This window comes from Psychrobacillus sp. NPDC096426 (assembly GCF_044762745.1).
Lineage (GTDB): Bacteria > Bacillota > Bacilli > Bacillales_A > Planococcaceae > Psychrobacillus.
Map to the genome: position 1 here is coordinate 13,347 of NZ_JBIWEX010000031.1, position 20,764 is coordinate 34,110.

General features: G+C 37.1%; 18 protein-coding genes. All 18 read left to right on the forward strand.

Going from position 1 to position 20,764, the window contains the following annotated elements:
• The first annotated feature begins 43 nt into the window (after window positions 1-43).
• A complete protein-coding gene (locus ACIQYS_RS19935) occupies window positions 44-832 on the forward strand; it encodes an enoyl-CoA hydratase/isomerase family protein (protein ID WP_402983961.1) in 789 nt (262 codons plus the stop codon).
• Between the two features lie 570 nt (window positions 833-1,402).
• On the forward strand, window positions 1,403-2,629 hold the full coding sequence (locus ACIQYS_RS19940) for a phosphotransferase family protein (RefSeq protein WP_402983964.1): 1,227 nt from the start codon (window positions 1,403-1,405) through the stop codon (window positions 2,627-2,629).
• Window positions 2,613-3,173, forward strand: coding sequence for a hypothetical protein (locus tag ACIQYS_RS19945; protein WP_402983967.1), 561 nt, complete (start codon window positions 2,613-2,615; stop codon window positions 3,171-3,173). Before ACIQYS_RS19940 ends, ACIQYS_RS19945 begins: the two co-directional genes overlap by 17 nt.
• A 270-nt stretch (window positions 3,174-3,443) precedes the next feature.
• The gene (locus ACIQYS_RS19950) at window positions 3,444-4,454 is read left to right on the forward strand and encodes a DUF7065 domain-containing protein (protein ID WP_402983970.1); all 1,011 of its coding nucleotides are present in this window, start codon (window positions 3,444-3,446) and stop codon (window positions 4,452-4,454) included.
• Window positions 4,455-4,912: 458 nt separating this feature from the next.
• Window positions 4,913-6,598, forward strand: coding sequence for a class I adenylate-forming enzyme family protein (locus tag ACIQYS_RS19955; RefSeq protein ID WP_402983973.1), 1,686 nt, complete (start codon window positions 4,913-4,915; stop codon window positions 6,596-6,598).
• A 286-nt stretch (window positions 6,599-6,884) separates the two neighbouring features.
• A complete protein-coding gene (locus tag ACIQYS_RS19960; RefSeq protein ID WP_402983976.1) occupies window positions 6,885-7,625 on the forward strand; it encodes a tyrosine-protein phosphatase in 741 nt (246 codons plus the stop codon).
• A 288-nt stretch (window positions 7,626-7,913) separates the two neighbouring features.
• Entirely contained in the window at window positions 7,914-9,278 is a 1,365-nt protein-coding gene (locus tag ACIQYS_RS19965) for an MFS transporter (RefSeq protein WP_402983979.1), read from the forward strand.
• 1,698 nt (window positions 9,279-10,976) lie between these two features.
• A complete protein-coding gene (locus ACIQYS_RS19970; RefSeq protein WP_402983982.1) occupies window positions 10,977-12,473 on the forward strand; it encodes an aldehyde dehydrogenase family protein in 1,497 nt (498 codons plus the stop codon).
• A gap of 353 nt (window positions 12,474-12,826) precedes the next feature.
• On the forward strand, window positions 12,827-13,591 hold the full coding sequence (locus ACIQYS_RS19975; RefSeq protein WP_402983984.1) for an SDR family oxidoreductase: 765 nt from the start codon (window positions 12,827-12,829) through the stop codon (window positions 13,589-13,591).
• Window positions 13,592-13,649: 58 nt separating this feature from the next.
• A complete protein-coding gene (locus ACIQYS_RS19980; RefSeq protein ID WP_402983987.1) occupies window positions 13,650-14,801 on the forward strand; it encodes an acyl-CoA dehydrogenase family protein in 1,152 nt (383 codons plus the stop codon).
• Window positions 14,802-14,825: 24 nt separating this feature from the next.
• Window positions 14,826-15,623, forward strand: a complete 798-nt coding sequence (menB, locus tag ACIQYS_RS19985) for a 1,4-dihydroxy-2-naphthoyl-CoA synthase (protein ID WP_402983989.1) — start codon at window positions 14,826-14,828, stop codon at window positions 15,621-15,623.
• A gap of 8 nt (window positions 15,624-15,631) precedes the next feature.
• Complete coding sequence (locus ACIQYS_RS19990) at window positions 15,632-16,414, forward strand: enoyl-CoA hydratase/isomerase family protein (RefSeq protein ID WP_402983992.1); 783 nt, start codon at window positions 15,632-15,634, stop codon at window positions 16,412-16,414.
• A 30-nt stretch (window positions 16,415-16,444) separates the two neighbouring features.
• A complete protein-coding gene (locus ACIQYS_RS19995; protein WP_402983994.1) occupies window positions 16,445-17,188 on the forward strand; it encodes an SDR family NAD(P)-dependent oxidoreductase in 744 nt (247 codons plus the stop codon).
• Window positions 17,189-17,219: 31 nt separating this feature from the next.
• Complete coding sequence (locus tag ACIQYS_RS20000; protein ID WP_402983997.1) at window positions 17,220-18,131, forward strand: SDR family NAD(P)-dependent oxidoreductase; 912 nt, start codon at window positions 17,220-17,222, stop codon at window positions 18,129-18,131.
• Window positions 18,132-18,174: 43 nt separating this feature from the next.
• Window positions 18,175-18,633, forward strand: a complete 459-nt coding sequence (locus ACIQYS_RS20005) for an FAS1-like dehydratase domain-containing protein (protein ID WP_402984000.1) — start codon at window positions 18,175-18,177, stop codon at window positions 18,631-18,633.
• A gap of 32 nt (window positions 18,634-18,665) precedes the next feature.
• Window positions 18,666-19,073: a MaoC/PaaZ C-terminal domain-containing protein gene (locus ACIQYS_RS20010; protein ID WP_402984003.1), complete on the forward strand. Its 408-nt coding sequence runs from the start codon at window positions 18,666-18,668 to the stop codon at window positions 19,071-19,073.
• Window positions 19,074-19,134: 61 nt separating this feature from the next.
• Entirely contained in the window at window positions 19,135-20,379 is a 1,245-nt protein-coding gene (locus tag ACIQYS_RS20015; protein WP_402984006.1) for an acyl-CoA dehydrogenase family protein, read from the forward strand.
• A gap of 43 nt (window positions 20,380-20,422) precedes the next feature.
• The gene (locus ACIQYS_RS20020; RefSeq protein WP_402984009.1) at window positions 20,423-20,716 is read left to right on the forward strand and encodes a Dabb family protein; all 294 of its coding nucleotides are present in this window, start codon (window positions 20,423-20,425) and stop codon (window positions 20,714-20,716) included.
• The last annotated feature ends 48 nt before the right edge of the window (window positions 20,717-20,764 follow it).

Here is a 20,764-nt window from a genome sequence, read left to right on the forward strand (position 1 = left end):
ATGAAGTCTAGTTGAAATTTATTAGAGAAAGGAATGGTTAGTAGTGGAAAGAAATACAAGACTCGAAAAAATAGGTTCCGTTGCAAAGATCACTTTTGATCGACCGGCTCAGAAAAATCCATTGAATGCCCTTTTCCCTATTGAAATGAACGAACATTTAGATGAGATTGAAAAAGATAATTCGATCAAAGTCGTTCTCCTAACGGGGGAAGGTGATGCATTCTCTGCCGGTGGCGATCTTAAAGATGCATTGAGTGTTGAGGAAGTTGAACTAATGAAGGAACGGAATTTTGTCCGGGATTTCTTAAGAATTCCATTGAAAATGAGGAATATGGATAAACCGATCATTTCGGTTGTTAACGGACTAGCAGTAGGAGGTGGTGTTGCGTTAGCACTAGCTTCGGATATTATCATTGCCTCTGAACGTGCTAAATTTCACATGGGATTCGTGAAAATCGGTTTGTCTGCTGCAGACATGGGAATGACATACTTTCTACCAAGAAATGTTGGCTATGCAAAGGCATCTGAATTGTTATTGTTTGGAGAGGTCATAACTTCAGAAGAAGCGGAAAGGATTGGCATGATAAATAAAGTTGTTGCTCATGATAAATTGGAAGCAACAGCAGAGGAATGGGCTAAGCGAATTACTGAAGGTCCACCAATAGGTATTTCTCTAACTAAACATGCTCTAAATAAAGAACAAGGAATGGATTTGGCATCCGCATTAGAGTTCGAAACATATGTTCAAAGCTTTGCATTAAAAACACAAGATCATAAGGAGGCTGTTCGTGCAATTCTTGAAAAGAGAAAGCCAGAATTTATTGGGAAATAATCATTTTGATTTGTAACAGTCAAAGATGATAAAACTAAAGAGTTTTTCCTTTTATTTTTCTCATATTTATTTCATGCATTTGCGACTCTTATTCGCAGGATTAAGAATTATCTATTGTGTAGCCAATAAACGCAGAGCTCCTCGATCATTATTTTCTCAAAATGGACGACTGAATGAGTAGGGAAAGTTCTTGATTAGCAATGTCAGATCTGCCAATTCTAGTGGCTGTTAAATCACAAAAAGTGATGATGAACCATAATTATTAATCAACAGCCCTTAATTGGCATAAAAGTTGCATATTAAAACACTGAAAGGGGGAGTGGAATGATGTTTATGGTTTCTCGATTCCTTTCTGCAGACCTGCAAGCATAGACGTGTAAGGCTCTTATCTTACAAAATATAGTTAATAGTAGAAAAGGGTACATTATTACGTTTGTGTTTGTTTTATAGTCTAGGAATGCACCGTCTAGTAACCTTACAATTATGAGGGGTTAATCGCTAGATAATGAAATCTATGAGAATACGTTAGATCAGGAGTTTATTAAAAAATTTTCGAGGAGGGATTATTATATGGCAAATAAAAATACGGAGATTGATTTACGTGATAGGCCGACGGTCGAGTTTATGCGTCGTATGACCAAGCTATATCCTGTAGAGAAAGAAATTGAAGGAATATTGCATTCGAAACTGGAGCGTCGTATTCAACCGAGCGCCAGTTCTTACTCTTTAGATGAGCTAGAAGTAAGTATTCGTGCCATGCTTCATGAGAAACTAAATGATGAGTTTTCGATACAAAACATGCGGTGGCTGTCTGGCGGTGCTTCAAAGATACAAATTGCATTCGAACTAAATTGGATGGAGCCTAATGTCGGACGGACAACGACTTCAATGGTATTGAGAATGGAGCCTGTCGAGTCGCTCAACTCTACAAGTAGAAGACGTGAATTCCAACTCTTGAACTACTTTCGTAACATCATCCCTGTACCGCGTGTCTATTGGCTAGATGCGGACGCACAATGGTTTCCTCAACCAGCTTTCGTGTATGCGTTTGCTGAGGGTGTGACAAAGCCTGCAGGGATGAAAAGTAGCGTTAGTGGCATTGGTCTGAAGTTTCCAGAAAAGCTGCGTGGTTCATTGGGAATCCCATTTGTAGAGCATCTAGCACGCATACATTCTCAAGAACTCGATCATAGTCAACTGACTGCTTTCGACATCCCCGCAGTGGATTCAACGGAAAGTGCACTCTTACAATTGAATAGGGCACGTCGGGTGTGGGAGGAAGACCGTGGATACGAATTCCCAATCTTTGAGGTGGCCACCAATTGGCTTTCACGAAATTTGCCTAAACTAGACCGCCCAAGCATACTTCATGGCGAGTATCGTGCAGGAAATTTCTTGTTCGATGAAGCAACCGAAAAGATTACGGCGTGGCTTGATTGGGAACGAGGCTATATAGGTGATAGGCATCGTGATCTTGCCTGGACAATGTCAAGCTCATTTGGTAGTTACGCTGAGGATGGTTCGACATTTCTTGTAAGTGGATTAATCCCTATAGATGATTTTTTTGCTAAATACGAGAGACTGTCGGGTTTAACTGTAGACCCTAAACGGCTGAAGTTTTACCGTATACTAAATACTTATCAAATGATGGTTACGACAATCGCTACGGCTTATCGGCTAATTCGATTAGGAAAAACCCATCAAGACGTGCTAATAGCATGGGTTGAAGGTGTCGGTTATTCACAGGCTGAGGTCTTAAGGGGTTTGCTTAAGGAGGAAATTGTTCATGCCAAATAATATCGATTATATATTGCAGGCTGCTATACGTTCGATGGAAGAGACTATTATTCCGGCAGTGGACATAAAAAACCCGCTAGCTCAAGAACAGGTGACTACTATTACTCAATTGCTTAAGTTTATGAGGGAGCGGATTCCTTATGTCCAACAGCGAGACTGGTTAGAATTGAAGATATACGCCGATATGACTGAAAAACTTTGGGAGGACATTGTCGTTTTATTGCCAGACCAAGCAGAAAGTACGTTAAAAGTGCGGAATGAAGTCGATGTGGTACTCACAACACCTACCCCAGAGCCTGGTTTGTTGGAGAAGTTGGCAGAGAAACTCCGAACTACATTAAGTGATCTAATTAGATACTCGCATGATCAAGAAGAACAACAACGTAATCGTATTGAGTCAGTGATCTTGCTTGATAGTAAACGAGTATTGGATCTTCACCGTGCGTGGTTGGTGCCAACAGGTCTGGTAGCTGATTCAGATTTGGTTCCTGACCTCGAAAGGCAATTATACATGGAGCAAGCACAACCGACTTTTACTAGATAGCGAAGAATAGAAAAACACAGTAATAGCCGAACATAACAGGAGCTAAATGTATTTGTTTCCGATAGTTGTTTCCTTAATACAATATCGATGTATTAGTGATTTGGTGAGTTCGCTAAAACATGGCATCACGAATAATTAAGTTGTTTTAATTTCAGCCAGTTTCAGCCCTGCCTTCATCATTGGTATCGTGAGAAATTAAGGATTTTATGTTTAGTTTGTCTTAAAATACCATTTGAGAAATAAAAATGATAAATATATGGAGGAATAAAAATGATAACTAGCAAAAATTTTGAGTTTCAGAATCCGTCGGATGCTGATCACTTATGGGTTGAAACATTGTTATTTCCTATAGTTATACCGGAGGAGCATCTGTATGCATTAGTATATTTAAATGTTCGTCCTAGCCTTGGAGTAATGTGGAACCAAGTGATGGTGTGCGGAACATTGACCGAAAGCAGGACAGATCTACTGCATTATAATGAAAATAACTACTTACCAGCACCAAAAAATTACAAAGATGTACAATCACCTCTTGGTTTAAAAATTCAGGCTCTCGATTTACCCCGAGATTTCGCTATTGATTATGAGCACGAGGATGGTACTGAAATACATGTTACTTGGAAGGGGATGATGCCTCCTTTTGATATACGTAATCCGTCCCACAGCCCCCAAGCTATAGCGGGTCCTAAAGATATTCATACTGACCAGGATACTAAACATTACGATCTGGGTGGTCATTTCGACATGACTGGAAGGATTACAGGAAGCCTTACTGTACGTGGACGGACGTATAAAGTTGACAGTATGGAACGTATGGATCGTAGTTGGGGTCCTCGCCATCCAATGCAGGTTCCGAATGTGTTTATAATTTCTGCTTCGTTCGAGCCAGATCTTGCTTTCCATATGATTTGCCCATGGGATCCAGAGAAGGTTGGTCCTGAAGCGTTTGAGTTAACTCACGGCTATGTAATGGAAGGTGACAAGGTTTATGGACTAACCAACGATGCGGTTATCACGGCACAACACCATGGCTTAATGTGTACAAGTTTAAAGATGTCTGTAAACGATGTTCGAGGAAAGCAATTCAATCTTAAGGCTACTGTAGATATTGGTGCCCCGTGGATTGCAGGACCTAACGCTATGACATTTAACTCATTAATGGAATGGTCTCTTGAGGGTAAAGAAGGATACGGTGTAGTAATGAAAACCGCTAGCTTGAAAGATCTCAATCAAAAAAGAGGTCGATTCTATGACGGGAAAACGACGGCCATCTATGTATGATTATCCAAACGCAAGCGCCATGAAAAAGCGATTATTTTATGTTGGAAGTCAACAATTTAAGCAAGTAAGCAAGAAAACAGCTTCATTACCAAAACTTGTCACCTGCTTTTGTGTATTTAATAGGTTCGATACCTAATAATACGCTGATTTGATGAGGTGGCAAGGAATTAAATTAACGAATTGGTTTTCCAATAGAACAAAAGAATATACAAATTGATACTCGTACCAAAAGCATTAAAGTGTCTAGGAAATAAAATTTCAATTGTGTTTTTTCAACTATCTCTTCTAAATCTATGCCATAGAAAGATGGAGTAAGTTTTGCTTCTTAATCCCTTTCGCAAGATTGGAGATAGTATATCTTTATATCTATTAATCACCTTATATTGGAACTTGGTAATTAAAAACCCCAAAAATACTTTTTGAGATTCATATAAATAGACAAGAAGGGTGATGTAAAAATGGTACAGAAAATCAAATTAGAAAAAAGCATAGAACGACTTCTATCCAGAGAGGATATAAGACTCAAGAGAGAACAAGTAGAGGAATACTTAAGTTCAGGTCAATGGGGCGTTGAAACTTATGTAGATTACCTAGAACATCATGCAAAACGAAACCCTAATAAAGTCGTGATTACTGATGATAATGGTAAGAATACGACTTATGCTGAATTAAATAAAAAAACTGACCAACTTGCATTGGCCTTTCTTGAATTAGGATTACAACCTGGAGATCGCATTGCTGTTCAACTGCCAAACTGCAGTGAGTTAGTTGTAACCTTAATGGGAGCAGCAAAGGCTGGTATTATCCCAGTCTTTTGTCATATGCCTTATATTGAACATGACTTAGATTATATAATAGGGTTAACTGAATCAAAGGCAATGATCATACCTGATCGATTTAAAAATAAGGATTATATTCAGATGATTAAGAATCTCCAAGAAAAACATGAATGTCTAGAACATGTAATCGTTGTTTCAGATAAATTATATGAAGGGACAATTAATTTTTATAGCCTACTTCAAAAAGAAAGCAAATCTTCTTCATTTGAGTTAAATAAAGTACGACCTGTTGGAACAGATCCTTTTTATATTTTGTTTACCTCAGGCACAACTGGAAAACCGAAGGCTGTTTTTCATTTACATGCGAATAATCTGTTCTTTACAAAAAAGATAAATGATAGTTTAAATGTTCCTAATGACGAAAAACTCTTATTGGCTACTCCTATGGCTCATTTGGTAGGTTTGGCATTGGGTGCGCTGACAACCATACAAAGAGGAGGGACAGTCGTATTACTTTCTTCATGGAATGCAGCTAAGGCCATGGAATTGATTGAAAATGAGAAGCCTTCTTATTTTGTTGGAGCAACTCCGATGTTAATTGACTTAGCAGGTTCAGAAAATAGGGACTTTAGTTCCTTAACAAATATCGTATATGCAGGAGCACCTTGTCCAGCAAAAATCCTAAATGTTTATACTCAAGAATATAACTGTGAAATTACAGCATTTTATGGGTATTCTGAAGCAGGTATCACCCATGGTACGCGTGCTGGTGATGATACTTCAATTACATCTAAAACCTTCGGTAAAGTAGTGGATGGAATTGAAGCAAAAGTTGTTGATGAGTTTGGTAATGAACTCCAAGGCCCATGTGAAGGTGAAGTAATGACAAGAGGAGCCAATTTCATTCCAGGTTATTATCGTCAACCTGAAAATAATCGAAAGATGTTTGATGAAGAGGGATGGTTCCATTCGTCTGATGTTGTAAGCATGGATGAAAAAGGGTATTGTACCTTCCTAGGAAGGGCGGATGATCTCATTAATAGAGGTGGCTATAAAATTGATCCGCGGGAAATAGAAGAGGCGCTTTATACTCATCCAAACATCAGCCAAGTAGCAGTTATTGCAATGCCCGATGAAAGATTAGGGGAAAGAATTGCAGCTTTTATAATATTAAAGAATTCGTTGGAAGGGTTAGAGTTAGAAGATGTTACTCAATTTTTGGATAAAAAAGGACTTAGCAATAAGCGTTGGCCAGAAGCGATTAAAATCGTAGAAAGCTTCCCAATGACACCTTCGGGAAAAATTCAGCGCTTTGTTATGCGTCAACAGGCTAAGGAACTAAACAGTGTTGAGAAATTTGTATAAAATCTTTAAAACATAATACCAAACTCTTATATATTTGTATTTGCAAATTTTTCCCTTGATAGATGCCAACGATAAACAGAAATAGATTCCATGTCAATCTCAATTAACTCAATTATCTGGATAATTAATTTTTGGAGCTCTAAACAAATACTGAAATTAATGTTGGACTCTACGTGGTATACCTAGACAATTACCACGAGAACGTTTGGGAAAAGTCTACCCGTAGTTCCAACCCCATCCGTACTGAAAGTTTAGACTATAAGTAAACTTATAGGAGGAAATAAATGTGTCCGATTTAAAAACTAAGGACCAGAGACGCCTTATGAAGCTATATGGGGCTTTTAATGTTCGAGATTTAGGAGGATATCCCGCAACCGGTGGGAAATATACCCAATGGGAAAAGTATTTTCGCTCAGATTCAATACATCGGTTACCATTGGAAAGCCAAGAAGCTCTAATTGGGAAAGGGATTGGATTAATTATCGATCTTCGTTTTCCATATGAAGGTCCCTACTATTTCTATAAGGAATTAGGCATCAAATACGTCAATATTCCATTGTTAGATCCTGCTAACCTAAAAGATAAAGAATCTACAAGTCTTCTAGATATGTATTGCGACATCATCGATTTAAAACAAAAAAGCATTTATCAGATTATGCAACATATTATTGCGGGGCAAGATAAAGCGATTCTATTTCATTGTGCATCAGGTAAAGACCGAACAGGTATTATTTCAGCTTTACTACTTGATTTGGCAGGCGTTCCTCATAATATAATTGCTCAGAACTATGCACTTTCAGCCATCTATCTCCAACCATTGCTTAAAGAAAGACGAGACAGATTAATAGAAACGTATGGAATAAAAGACGAAAATATACTTGATTGTAATCCTGAAACAATGCTTGAGTTTTTACAATATATAAATAAAAAATATAAAAATGCAGAAGGCTATTTAAAAGAAACAGGTATTGATGATTGGGAAATAGAGTTAGTAAAGAGAAACTTTATAGGAAATGAAAATAATTAATACAGAAGTATAGGAAGAAAACTAAAAGAGTTTTTCTTTTTATTTTCCTCGTATATAAATTCTTAAGCAAATTCAGATTCAGCTAATTCTAGAGGCTGTGAAATCAAAAAAAGTGATGATGAACCAAATTGTTGGGAAAGTATTTGTGTATCCTGACTACAAGAAATTATTTAAGCTAAAGAGTTTTTAAAGGGGGAAATGCAGCGGATTTTCTTTCACTTTTTAATCAGTTCATTAATAAGGTTCTGGTTTCCTATTATTAATTTCACACATTAGAGGGGGATTCAAATGAGGAATATTAATATAGCTCAGATAATCGGTGAAAGTAAATTGAACTCCTTTCATTTTAAAATCATAGCAATGGGCGTTTTTATATTGGTATGTGATGGCTTCGATATGATGGTTTATGGTACTGTAATTCCTAGTCTTATTGAGGAATGGGGATTGACCTCAAGTACAGCAGGTTATGTCGGAAGTCTAACACTGCTTGGAAGTTTAATTGGTTGCTTAGTTAGTGGAACTTTGGGAGACAAATTAGGCAGAAAAAAAGTAATCATTTTTGGTTTCATTATTTTTAATCTTTTTACTTTATTAGCAGGTTTTGCACAGGGACCGTTGGACTTCTCCATATATCGCTTTGTTGCAGGATTAGGTTTGGGCGGAATGCCGCCATTAATAACTGCCCTTACTTTTGAATACTCTCCCAAGAAGAGTAGTAGTATGTTGATTGGTATGGTATCCACAGGGTTTGCAGTAGGGGGAATGTTGGTAGCATTATTAGGGATATTTGTTATTCCAAATATAGGCTGGCAATGGATGTTTTATCTTGCTGCAATACCGTTATTAACTGTTCCGTTTTTAATTAAACATTTACCAGAATCATTAGCATTTCTTGTTGTCAAGGGGGAAGACGAAAAAGTAAGGAAAATATTAGAACGCGCAAATCCTACTTATGAACCTATTAAGGATGACAAATTTCAAGTGAATTTACCAACAAGCGGTATGACAGTAAAAAAACTATTTGAAGAAAAACGAAGTATTTCAACACTAGCGTTCTGGGTTACATCTTTCATGGTTTTGCTAGTTGTGTATGGATTGGGAACATGGTTACCTAAATTAATGGTAGAGGCTGGATTTCCGTTAAAATCTAGTTTAATCTTTTTATTTGCCTTGAATATAGGGGCAGTTACCGGACAGGTAGGCGGAGGCTGGTTAGCTGACCGTTTAGGTTCAAAAAGGGTTATTGTAATTATGTTTTTGATTGGCTCTTTAAGTTTAATATTCCTTGGATTCAGATCGCCGGAAATCATTATGTATTTATTGGTTGCAATTGCTGGAGCGTGTTCAACAGGAACTTCCACGGTCAATAATGCGTATTTATCATTATTTTATCCAACATTTATAAGATCCACTGGGATTGGTTGGTCTTTAGGAATTGGACGTTTTGGTGCAGTTATTGGACCTATATTCGGCGGATTTTTACTAGACCTAAGTTTACCAACACATGTAAATTTTATTGGTTTTGCTTTTCCAGGCGTATTAGCGGCAATAGCCATATGTTTTATTCAAGAAAAATATAGTAATTTTAAAAATCCTATATTAGCACGTAGTTTTGAAAGTTTAAAACATGAAGCCAAACCTAAATTAGAATGATTTGCTCATTAATAATAACAACTGAAAAAAGAGGCGGGGAACGTGGAACTGTAACAATGACAGGTGCAACGGTGTAATTCGATGGCTGAACCACCCATGAATCATGCTAAATAAAAATAGTCGTGTATTTGCAAATTTTACCGTTTCATAAAAGAAACATAGCTGGACGCCAAGTGTAAAAGGAAGTAGCTCACATGCCTAACTCAATTCCTAAAATCGTGTTTTCTTCGATAATCTCAACATTTTCATCACGTAGAAAGGATGTCCCTTAAATTATCATCGAAATTTTCGCCACCAACACCCATGATACAGGCTTTCTTATCTAGCGAACTTACTGTTTATTCTACTTTCATTGTGGAATCTTGGGAAAATTGACTCTTTGGGATGCCTCAATGAACTAGTCGGTCAATCACCCTTCCGTATTAGAATACACTCAGGTCGATAAGCTGGCTAGAAGCTGCAACTTCCAGCATGTGATGCCAGAGGAGGGGCCTTCGGGGGAGAAGTTCGAACAAGAAATGGAGATACTGCTTGAGGTAGTAGTCAGATCTACGGGTTTTATTTTCCCAAACGATCCTATGGTCGCAGTATAGGGATATTACGAAAAGTACAACCTTAATTTTAAAAAAAATATAATGATGCAGAAGGCTATATAAAAGGAATAGGTATTAGCGAATGGAAAATAGAAAAAAACAAGTCAGAGATTACCCAAATGTAGGTAAACCTCACTCGCTCTTAACCCTTAATCTACATTGGAAATGGAAAACGACATTTTCCATATCACGGCTAATGTTTGCACCAAAAAATTGTGGAAAGGGATTGAAGTTATAATCGCTTTTTTCAAAAACCATATAAGTATGCGATGAAAAGCAGTATAATTATGTGTTATTGGATTTTCCAAATAAAATAGGCCGATTCAAATGGCTTGAATTCCAATGGAAAAAAGACTCGATAGCCCAGAGGCAGCTGAAAAATTTACCTTTTAAATTTTAAAGCTTATAAAAAAAAAGAAAATCCGATATTGTTCAATTTGAACAAAAATCGGATTTTTTCTGCTATTTTTCGTCTTTTTCATTTATAAGTGTCAGTATCTGATAGCGAATAGGGTTGTGGCACTCTGTATTTCGATCTCCAAAAAAAACAGAGATTTTGCTTTATCGGATGAGGTGGATCCTTCAATACCTCATGACTTCTTCTTTATTTTTTTTATGTAAGCGCTAGAATTTCCCATCTTTCTTTGTGAGCATTATTTGGCGTTGTTAACAAGCATAAAAATCGCTTTATGATTCGCGTAATTTCGTCGCATAAATGCAAAACATTTAGCAAAATTGATAATACATTATCTATTTTGACTGATATAGTGATTAATTAAAAGTTGGCATAGTACTTGCATGTACACATTAATGAAGAGGGCAAAAGTGTGATGAAATAATTGTAAAAACTATAGTATACCCTATTTTAACTTTACTGAAGAGTGTTAAGTCACGAATTCCATTTATCATATTTCCATCTCATAGTTAAATTTAATAATAGTAAAAAGTAATTATAATTTTCAAACATTTTAAAGGAAAATAAGGAAAGGGGTGATACGACTCTTAATAATATTGCTGTGGTTTTGAAAAGTCTTGCTAACCCAAGTCAATTTTGAAACGAATATTGAGATATTAGTAAAAAGATTCAGAAGAGAGGGGTATTATTTTGCAAACAACATTAACTTCGCTAAATGCGAACGCTGCTAAATTTATTGCCACACCTAGAAAGATGCTTATTAACGGTCAATGGGTGGAAGCTGCATCTGGAAAAAGAATTGAAACAAAGAATCCTGCAACTGGTGAGGTGATAACCACGGTTCCAGAAGGTGGTGTGGAAGATATTAACCGAGCAGTAGCGGCCGCACGTAAAGCATTTGAAGAAGGACCATGGCCGAAAATGAAACCAAACGAACGGGGGAACTTACTCCTAAAGTTTGCTGATCTTCTCGAAGCAAACGCAGAAGAATTTTCTCATTTAGAAACACTTGATAATGGTGCGCCACTAAGTATCACTGAAAGTTTTGTGAGTTTGAGTGTAGATAATTTACGTTATTTTGCGGGATGGACAACGAAAATTACAGGTGAAACAATACCTGTTTCTGTACCAGGTAATATTTTCAATTATACACGAAGAGAACCAATTGGTGTTATCGGTGGAATTACACCATGGAATGGCCCTCTCTATATGGCTATATTAAAATTATCAGCTCCATTAGCTACAGGTAATACGGTGGTGCTTAACCCTGCTTCACTGACGCCATTGACTGTTTTACGACTTGGTGAACTTGTTCAGGAAGCTGGATTCCCGGATGGCGTTGTGAACATTGTGCCTGGTTCTGGCTCGATTGCAGGCGCAGCTTTAACCGAGCATCCGAATGTTGATAAAATTTCATTTACAGGTTCTACCGAAGTTGGGAAACAAATTATTAGATCGAGTGCTGACAATGTGAAAAAAGTATCCCTTGAACTCGGTGGTAAATCTGCACATATTATTTTTGCAGATGCTGATTATGAAACCGCACTTCAGAATGCGGCAAATGCTGTCTTCTTTAATTCGGGTCAAGCGTGCATTGCTGGCTCTAGATTATTTGTTGAAAACAAAATTTACGATAAATTCATGAGTGATTTAGCAGAATACACGAAGAATTTCAAACTGGGGAATGGATTTGATCAATCAACTATTTTAGGACCACTTATTTCCGAAAAACAGAAAAATAGCGTGCTGGGCTACGTGGATATTGGTCTGCAAGAAGGTGCTGAACTATTAGTTGGTGGAAATCCTACTGAGGCCGAGTTAGCAAATGGTTACTATGTGAAACCTACTGTTCTGGCGAATGTTTCGAATGATATGACAATTGCTAGAGAGGAGATCTTTGGTCCAGTTGTAACAGGGATGCCATTTAACGATATCGATAAAGTGATTCGGTTAGCAAACCAAACGGAATACGGGTTGGGTGGTGGGGTCTGCACAACAGATATCCGTAAAGCACACAAAGTAGCCAATGCAATGAGAACGGGGAATGTCTGGATAAACACCTACAATCTTTTAGATCCAGCCTCACCCTATGGGGGTTACAAACAAAGTGGACTGGGCAGAGAAAATGGTTCTGCTGCTATTGATATGTTCACAGAAACGAAGAGTATCTGGGTTAATTTAGATTAAACAAAACCCTACATTACCAATATATTTTGCGTAAGGCGACTAATTAATATTTTTGTGTGAAAGGATGGCTGTCCAGAAAGTTAGGTGAAAACTTACTTTCTGGACAGCCCTTTTATTTTTTTGCTGAATATTTAATGGAAAAATCTGTTGCATAAATCACTATTTGCACTCCCGCTTCGTATTCTTGCGACTTAATTCGCCGGATCAAAAAAATTTATACATACACCCAATTAAACAATGAGTTAAAAGTTGGCATGGAAATTGCATTATAGTTTGTAATCGGAAATATGGCAAAGATTCATTAAGTCATATTAGATTCAAAGAATAATAGTAGGGAAAGTAGGAGAGGTCTCATGACAAAAACAGCACTTATTACAGGAAGTTCACGTGGGATTGGTCGAGCGACAGCCCTTGAATTGGCAAAGCAAGGATATGACATAATCGTACATTATAAGAAAAATGAATCTTTAGCAAAACAGGTTTTGGAAGAAGTTAGAGAATTGGGAGCAGACGGATTAACAATAGCTGCTGATCTAGAAAACACTGATGAAATTAGGGCAATGGTTAATGAGATTCGAAGTAAAATAGGGCACTTGGACGCTCTAGTATTAAATGCTGCGGCTACAGCCTTTAAACCACTTAACGATTTGAAAGAACACAACATGGACCGAACATTTAATCTAACCATTAAAGGAGCATTAGTTGCAGTACAAGAGGCAACACCGCTCATGTCGGGTCGATCTGGAAAAATTGTTACAGTTTCCGGATTTGATAGTATAAAATACGTAAAATTTCATGGGATGTTAGGTGCAGTCAAAGCTTCACTTGAATCCCTAACTCGTTATTGGGCATGTGAACTTGCAAATCATGGGATAAATGTAAACTCTGTGAACCCTGGAGCAATAGAAACAGATTCATCACGGACATATGCTGGAGACAATTGGGAATCATGGAATAAGGAATGGCTTGCTGCAACACCAAAAGGCAGAATGGGAACACCACAGGATATAGCAGGTGTTATTGCTTTTTTATGTTCCCCTGAATCTGAATTTATCTGTGGTCAAACAATTGTTGTCGACGGAGGAATTACGCTGACAGCACCACCTTATTATTCCTAAATAACTAGTGGGCTATTAAAAAATTATAAATATCATAAGCGAGAAGGTGGGAATACTCATGTTGAATTTTGCATTTACAGAAGAACAAGAAGAATTTCGTAAAGTACTTAAGGATTTTACGAAATCAGAGCTATTGCCGACTTACATGGAATGGGATCGAAAAGGGATTTTTCCAGGTCGTCTTTGGAAAAAAATGGGAGAAATAGGACTTACGGGACTGCGAATACCTGCTAAATATGGAGGCAGTGAAGTCGATTGTGTCACTACAGGTATAGCAGCGGAAGAAATTGGACGTGGTAATTTTAGCATGACTGCTGCTGTCTCGTCGAATGCGCTTATTGGAGAAATTATTACGAAGCATGCTTCTGAAGAGATGAAAAGTAAATGGCTACCTCCTTTTGCAAGTGGTGAAAAGATAATTGGGATTGCTATAACGGAGCCGGGTTCAGGATCTGATGCGGCAGGGCTTAAAACGAAAGCGGAACGAAGAGGCGACTCCTACATTATTTCTGGGGAAAAATCGGGGATTACGTTAGCAACAGTAGCAGATGCCTTTATCGTTTTTGCAAAAACGGATCCAGAGCTAGGTTCTCGTGGTGTTAGTGCATTTTTAATCGAATCAGATCGTATTGGATTTGATAAAAAAGGATACGAAGATGTAGGCAATATTCCTACTGGACGCGGATCACTTTATTTGGATCGAGTAGAAATACCAAAAGAAAACTTACTTGGTGAAGAAGGAAAAGGATTCTATCAAGTGATGAATGGGTTTGACTTTAGCCGATTCTTACTAGGTTTACAAGCTTTAGGTTCAGCCTACCAAACTATTGAGGAAACAATAGAGCATGTGAAAACTAGAGAGTCTTTTGGTAAACCTTTAGTAAGAAATCAGGGTGTATCTTTTCCAATAGTTGAACATTATACACAAATGGAGTTGGTACGTTGGCAATGTTATCGTGGTCTATGGATGAGAGATCAGGGTATGACACATACAGCTGAAGCTGCTATGTGTAAATGGCTCGGACCAAAAGTCTCGCGAGAAGCGATTCAGGATTGTTTACTATTAAATGGCCATTATGCTTACACGAAAGAAATGCCAATTGAACAGAGATTACGTGATGTTATGGGAATGGAAATTGGCGATGGAACAGCACAAATACAAAAAATAGTCATTGGAAAAAAATTGTTTGGAAAAGAATTCAAGCTTTAAATACAACTAATGGAGGGATTTAAGATGGAATTATTAGACATTTTATATGAGAAAACAAATGGAATTGCAAAAATCACGATGAACCGTCCCCAAGTATATAATGCATTTCGACCACAAACGGTAAGAGAAATGATCTGGGCATTTAGAGATGCTTGGGATGATAATACTGTCGGAGTTGTCGTATTAACAGGTGCTGGAGATAAATCCTTTTGTACTGGTGGAGACCAAAAAGCGCGTGATCTTGATGGGTATGGTGATTCAAAAGGATTGGGAGGTGGTGTTGGTTTAGAAATTGAAGCACTTCATGGTGTTATGAGAGATATTCCTAAACCTGTTATCGCTGCAGTAAATGGTTATGCAATTGGTGGAGGGCATGTATTACAAGTAATTTGTGACTTAACTATTGCCTCAGATAAAGCTATTTTTGGTCAAACAGGACCTAAAGTAGGAAGCTTTGACGCTGGACTAGGAACAGCTTATTTAGCAAGAATTATTGGAGAGAAAAAGGCAAGAGAAATTTGGTATCTTTGTCTTCAATATAATGCGGAACAGGCTTTACAAATGGGACTTATTAACAAGGTAGTGCCTCATGAAAAATTAGATGAAAGCGTGGAGGAATGGTGCAATTTAATTTTAGAGAAAAGTCCTACTGCTTTAAAAATGATTAAGTATTCATTTAACGCAGACAGTGCTAATATCCAAGGGATTTCCCAAATGGGATTAGGTAGCGTTGCCATGTACTACAATACCGAAGAAGCACTAGAAGGTAAAAATGCCTTTGTTGAAAAGCGTCCAGTTAATTTTAATAAATTTAGAAAGTAGGAATTAATATGATACTTAATACTTTATTATTTGAGAAGGTTAAAGAGATTGCTTATATCACGCTGAATCGACCGAAGAAGTTAAATGCAATTAGTCGAGAGATGCTTTCTGAACTAAATGAGCTTATTGGAATTGTAGAAAAGGACGATGATATTAAAGTTTTAATTATTACTGGAAATAGAAAAGTTTTTGCTGCGGGAGCTGATATTGATGAATTAAATTCATATCAATCAACAGCAGAATTATTAAATACAACTGATTTAGGGCATGAGGTCCTACTGCGGTTGGAACAATTAAGCAAACCATCTATTGCTGTAGTAAATGGAATTGCATATGGTGGTGGATGTGAAATCAGTCTTGCTTGTGATTTTCGAATTGCTGCAGATGACGGCAAATTTGCCATACCAGAGATAAAACTAGGGTTGATCCCAGGTTGGGGCGGTGCATCTCGTTTGCAGAAATTAGTACCTTTTCCAAAATTCAAGGAAATGCTTTTAACAGGGGAACCATTAACAGCAGTCGATGCAGCCTCCTTTGGTCTAGTAAATAAGGTAGTATCAAGTGATCTTGTAATGGAAACGGCCGTTGAATTTGCTAGTAACCTTACTAACAAAGCACCTGCTGTTATTGGGGCTGCAAAAAGACTAGCGAATATTCAGTTGAACACTAATTTACAAACTGCCATTGAACTGGAAAAACAAACGATCGCTGTATTATATGGAGCAGAAGATAGAATTGAAGGTACAAAAGCATTCGTTGAGAAAAGACAACCAATTTGGTCCAGTCGATAAATTGCAATAAATAGGGGAGATGAGTGTTAAATGTCTAATTATAAGGTAGCTTTTGTAACTGGTGCTGGTAGAGGTATGGGCGAAGCAATAGCATTAGAATTAGCATCAAATGGAATGTCTATTGTTGTTGCGGATATAAATGAAGACGATGCAAAGAAGACTGTCAAAGCAATTGAAGAAAGTGGAGGAAAAGCATTAGCTGTTCACTGTGATGTAACCAGTTTGTTCGACGTAACCCAGGCAGTAGAAAAAGTAAAAAATCATTACGGAAAAATTGATATTTTAGTAAATAATGCAGGTTGGGATAAAGTAGAACCCTTTTTAAAAAGCGAACCAGAAACATGGGATAAAGTAATTAAGATTAACTTCTTAGGTCCAATTCATACATGTAAAGCCATTTTACCGATGATGATTGAACAAAAAGCTGGAAAAATTATTAATATTGCCTCAGATGCTGGACGAGTGGGTTCTGTTGGTGAAGCAGTTTACTCGGGTACAAAAGGTGGCTTGATCGCTTTTTCAAAGACTATTGCAAGGGAAATGGCTCGATATAATATCAATATAAACTGCATCGCTCCTGGTCCAACAGATACTCCACTTTTTGCAGAGATGAGTAATGAAGGCTTGAAAGAGGCACTTGAAAAATCTATTCCATTTAGAAGATTAGCACAAGCAGAAGATATTGCAAAAGCTGTTGCTTACTTTGCTTCTAACGATGCAGATTATGTTACTGGGCAAACTATTTCTGTAAGTGGCGGTTTAACCATGGTTTAAAAAGAAGAACTTTAAGGGGGGTTATATAAATATGCAAAGTCTAGAAGATAAAGTCGCAATAGTTACCGGAGCTGGCCGCGGAATTGGCCGTGAAATTGCTATTTTATTAGCAAAAGAAGGAGCAAAAGTAATCGTAAATGATCTCGGTGGCGAGAGTGACGGAACTGGTAAAACCGTAGAGGTAGCTGATCAAACAGTTGATGCTATAAAGGAATTTGGTGGAGAAGCTATTGCCAATTATGATTCCATTACAGAATATGAAAACGTTGAAAATATGGTACAAACTGCATTTAATCAATTTGGAACGTTAGATATTGTAGTAAACAACGCTGGGATTGTCAGGGATAGAATGATCTTTAAAATGTCAGAAGAAGAGTGGGATGCAGTAATTGCCGTACATTTAAAAGGATGCTTTAATTTAACACGCATTGCTGCCCCATATTTCAAAGAGCAAAAAAGTGGTAGATTTATCAACTTCACATCCACTTCTGGTCTCATTGGGAATGTTGGTCAAGCAAATTATTCAGCGGCAAAACTTGGGATTGTAGGGTTAACGAAATCTACAGCGATAGATATGGCCCGCTATAATGTTACGGCTAATGCAATTGCCCCATTTGCTTGGAGTAGATTAGTAGGAACGAAACCAACAGATACACCAGAAGAAATGGCAAAGGTTGAAAAACTAAAAAAATTATCACCACAACTTATTGCGCCAATGGTGGCTTATCTAGCAACAGAGGATGCTGCAGATGTAAATGGTCAATTATTTGGAGTAAGAGGTAAAGAGATAATACTGTTTTCACAACCCAAGCCAGTGCGTACTGCATACAATGCGGAAGGTTGGACGGTCGAAAGTCTAGCTGGGATGAAACAATCGTTTAAATCGGATTTTACTCCAGTTCAAACGAGTGGGGAATTATTTAATTGGGATCCTTTAGTGTAAAAAGAGTGGAAGGGAAGTACATCTTTTTTGGAGGGAGAAATAAATGAATTTGTCAAATACACAGGATTTAATTGGAGTTGAATTTAAACCTTACAGTTTTGATATAGAAAAAGGGAAGATCAGAGAACTAATGAATGCAATTGGTGATGATAACCCGATTTACACAAGTATAGAAGCTGCGAAAGAAGCAGGATATGATGGCATTCCTATTCCTCTTACTTTTCTCAATACAATTGATTTGTGGGGCGGATATGGATTTGAAGAAAAAGCGAAAAAGCTGAAACTAAATAAGATTAAAGTTTTAAACGGTGAACAAGAATTTGAATACTTAGGGGAAATTTATGCTGGGGATCAGATTACCGTTACAAGTAAAGTTATTCATCACGAAACGAAAACGGGATCAACTGGAAAAATGGATTTAATCACAACAGAAAATCAATATAGAAATGATCAAGATAAATTAGTTGCTATATCTAGAAATGTGATTATTAATCGTGCTTGAAAAGTATGTTGTATAGAGGGAGTGAGAGATTGATGAATCTTGATTATTTAAAAGAAGGATATATATTTCCTGTCCTCAAAAAAGAGCCTATAACAAGGGTTCAATTGGTGAAATATGCGGGGGCATCGGGAGATTTTAATCCACTTCACACGGTAGAAGAAGTTGGAGAGAAAGCAGGCTCTGGAATTATCGCCCATGGTATGTTGATTATGGGAATGGCTGGTCAAGCTGTGACTTCTTGGATTCCAAGGAAGTATGTTAGTAAATTAAAATTTCGTTTTCAAAAAATGACTTTTCCAGAGGAAAAAATTGAAATAAGTGGGAAAGTAATTAGCATTGGATCAGATAATAAAATGGTATGTGAGGTTGTTGCAAAAAATAGCGATGGAGAAATAAAAGGTTCTGGGATATTTGAAGCAATTCTCCCTCCAAACAATTAGTAATATTATTTTGATATAAATAGTCTGAAAATTTAAAATATACTAACTAGGAGGGGTGTCAGTGATTGATTTCAAAATACCTGATGAGATTAAAGAAGTTATTACTTCTATAGATAAATTTATTGAACGAGAAATAACACCTATTAAGAGTAAATATCAGAAACAGATAGAAAATGAAAGATACTATTATGATGAGGACGGCCGGTTTTCTAAAGAAATTCTAGATGCAATGCGGGAAATAAGAATGAAATCAGCAGAGGCTGGATTTTACAATATGTTTGGTGACCCTGCTCTTGGTGGAAATGGGGATATGTTTGGTCCTATAGCGGTAGCGCTAGTCCACGAGTCAATTATGAAAAAACATGGATATGATCCACTTATTATGGAAATATTCCCTGGAGGGTTATTCACAAATGGTCTTACACCTGTCTTACTAGGACTTCACCCGGAAGTAAAAGATGAAATATTACCTGGTGTAGAAAGTGGTGAAACCTTGCTTTGTTTCGGCTTAAGTGAACCAGATGCTGGTTCAGATGTATGGAGTATGAAAACAAAAGCAGAAAAAGATGGTGATCACTGGATTATAAATGGCACAAAACAATGGATTTCTTATTCACCTTACGCTCAATATTCAATGGTTTTTGCAATTACAGATTCCGAATTATTTGCAAAAAGAAAAGGTGGCATAAGCTGTTTCTTAGTTCCATTTGATGGTGAAACATGTGTAAATACATCGGTTATACCTATATTAGGACATTTAGGTGGAAGAATTGGTATTGTATCACTTGAAAATGCCCGAGTACATGAAAAATATATCATTGGTGATTTGCATCAAGGATTTGGCAAAGCATTGCATGGTGTTGATATTGGTCGTGTAGTAATGGCGGCAAACTGTGTAGGAGCTGCGCAGTGGGCTTTGGACTTGGCAATAGATTATGCAAATGAACGAAAAACTTTTGGTGTTACTATTGGACAGCATCAAGCTGTACAAATAATGTTGGCTGATTGTGCATTGGATATTTATGCAGCTCGTAATATGCTTCTACATTGTGCATGGAAAATGGAAAATCAAGAGAGTATTCCTATTAAAGAAATCTCAATGATTAAAGCCTTTTCTACAGAAATGTTACAACGAGTTGCTGATCGTTGCATGCAGATTCACGGTGGGATGGGCTTAACAAATGAATTAAAACTGGAAAAAGTATGGAGATGGGCCAGATCCCAACGAATTCCTGATGGAACAACTGAAATTCAAAAAAATACAATTGCGAAACGCCTGTTAAAAGGAGATCGCTCGTTTATTTAATAGAAGAAATGCAAATTTTAATAACTAGAGGTGATAATAGCAGATGTATAATCATCTAGTCTTATTTAAGTTTGATTCATCTACCAGTGACGAACAAAAAAAAGAAGCTATTTTAAGATTAAAATCACTAAAAGACAGTATCCCTGGGATTGAAGACTTGAAAGCAGGACATAACTTTTCTGAAAGAAATAAAGGTTATGATATTGGACTTTCAGTAATATTAACAAATAAATTAGCTTTAGAAGAGTACGGACCACACCCAAAACATCAAGAGGTTGTATCATATCTTAATAACATTGGCCTAATTGACTTAGTCATAGTAGATTTTGAGATTTGACGTTCTCTATAACTTTTTTCTGAGATTAGTGTAATGAAAATATTTAGA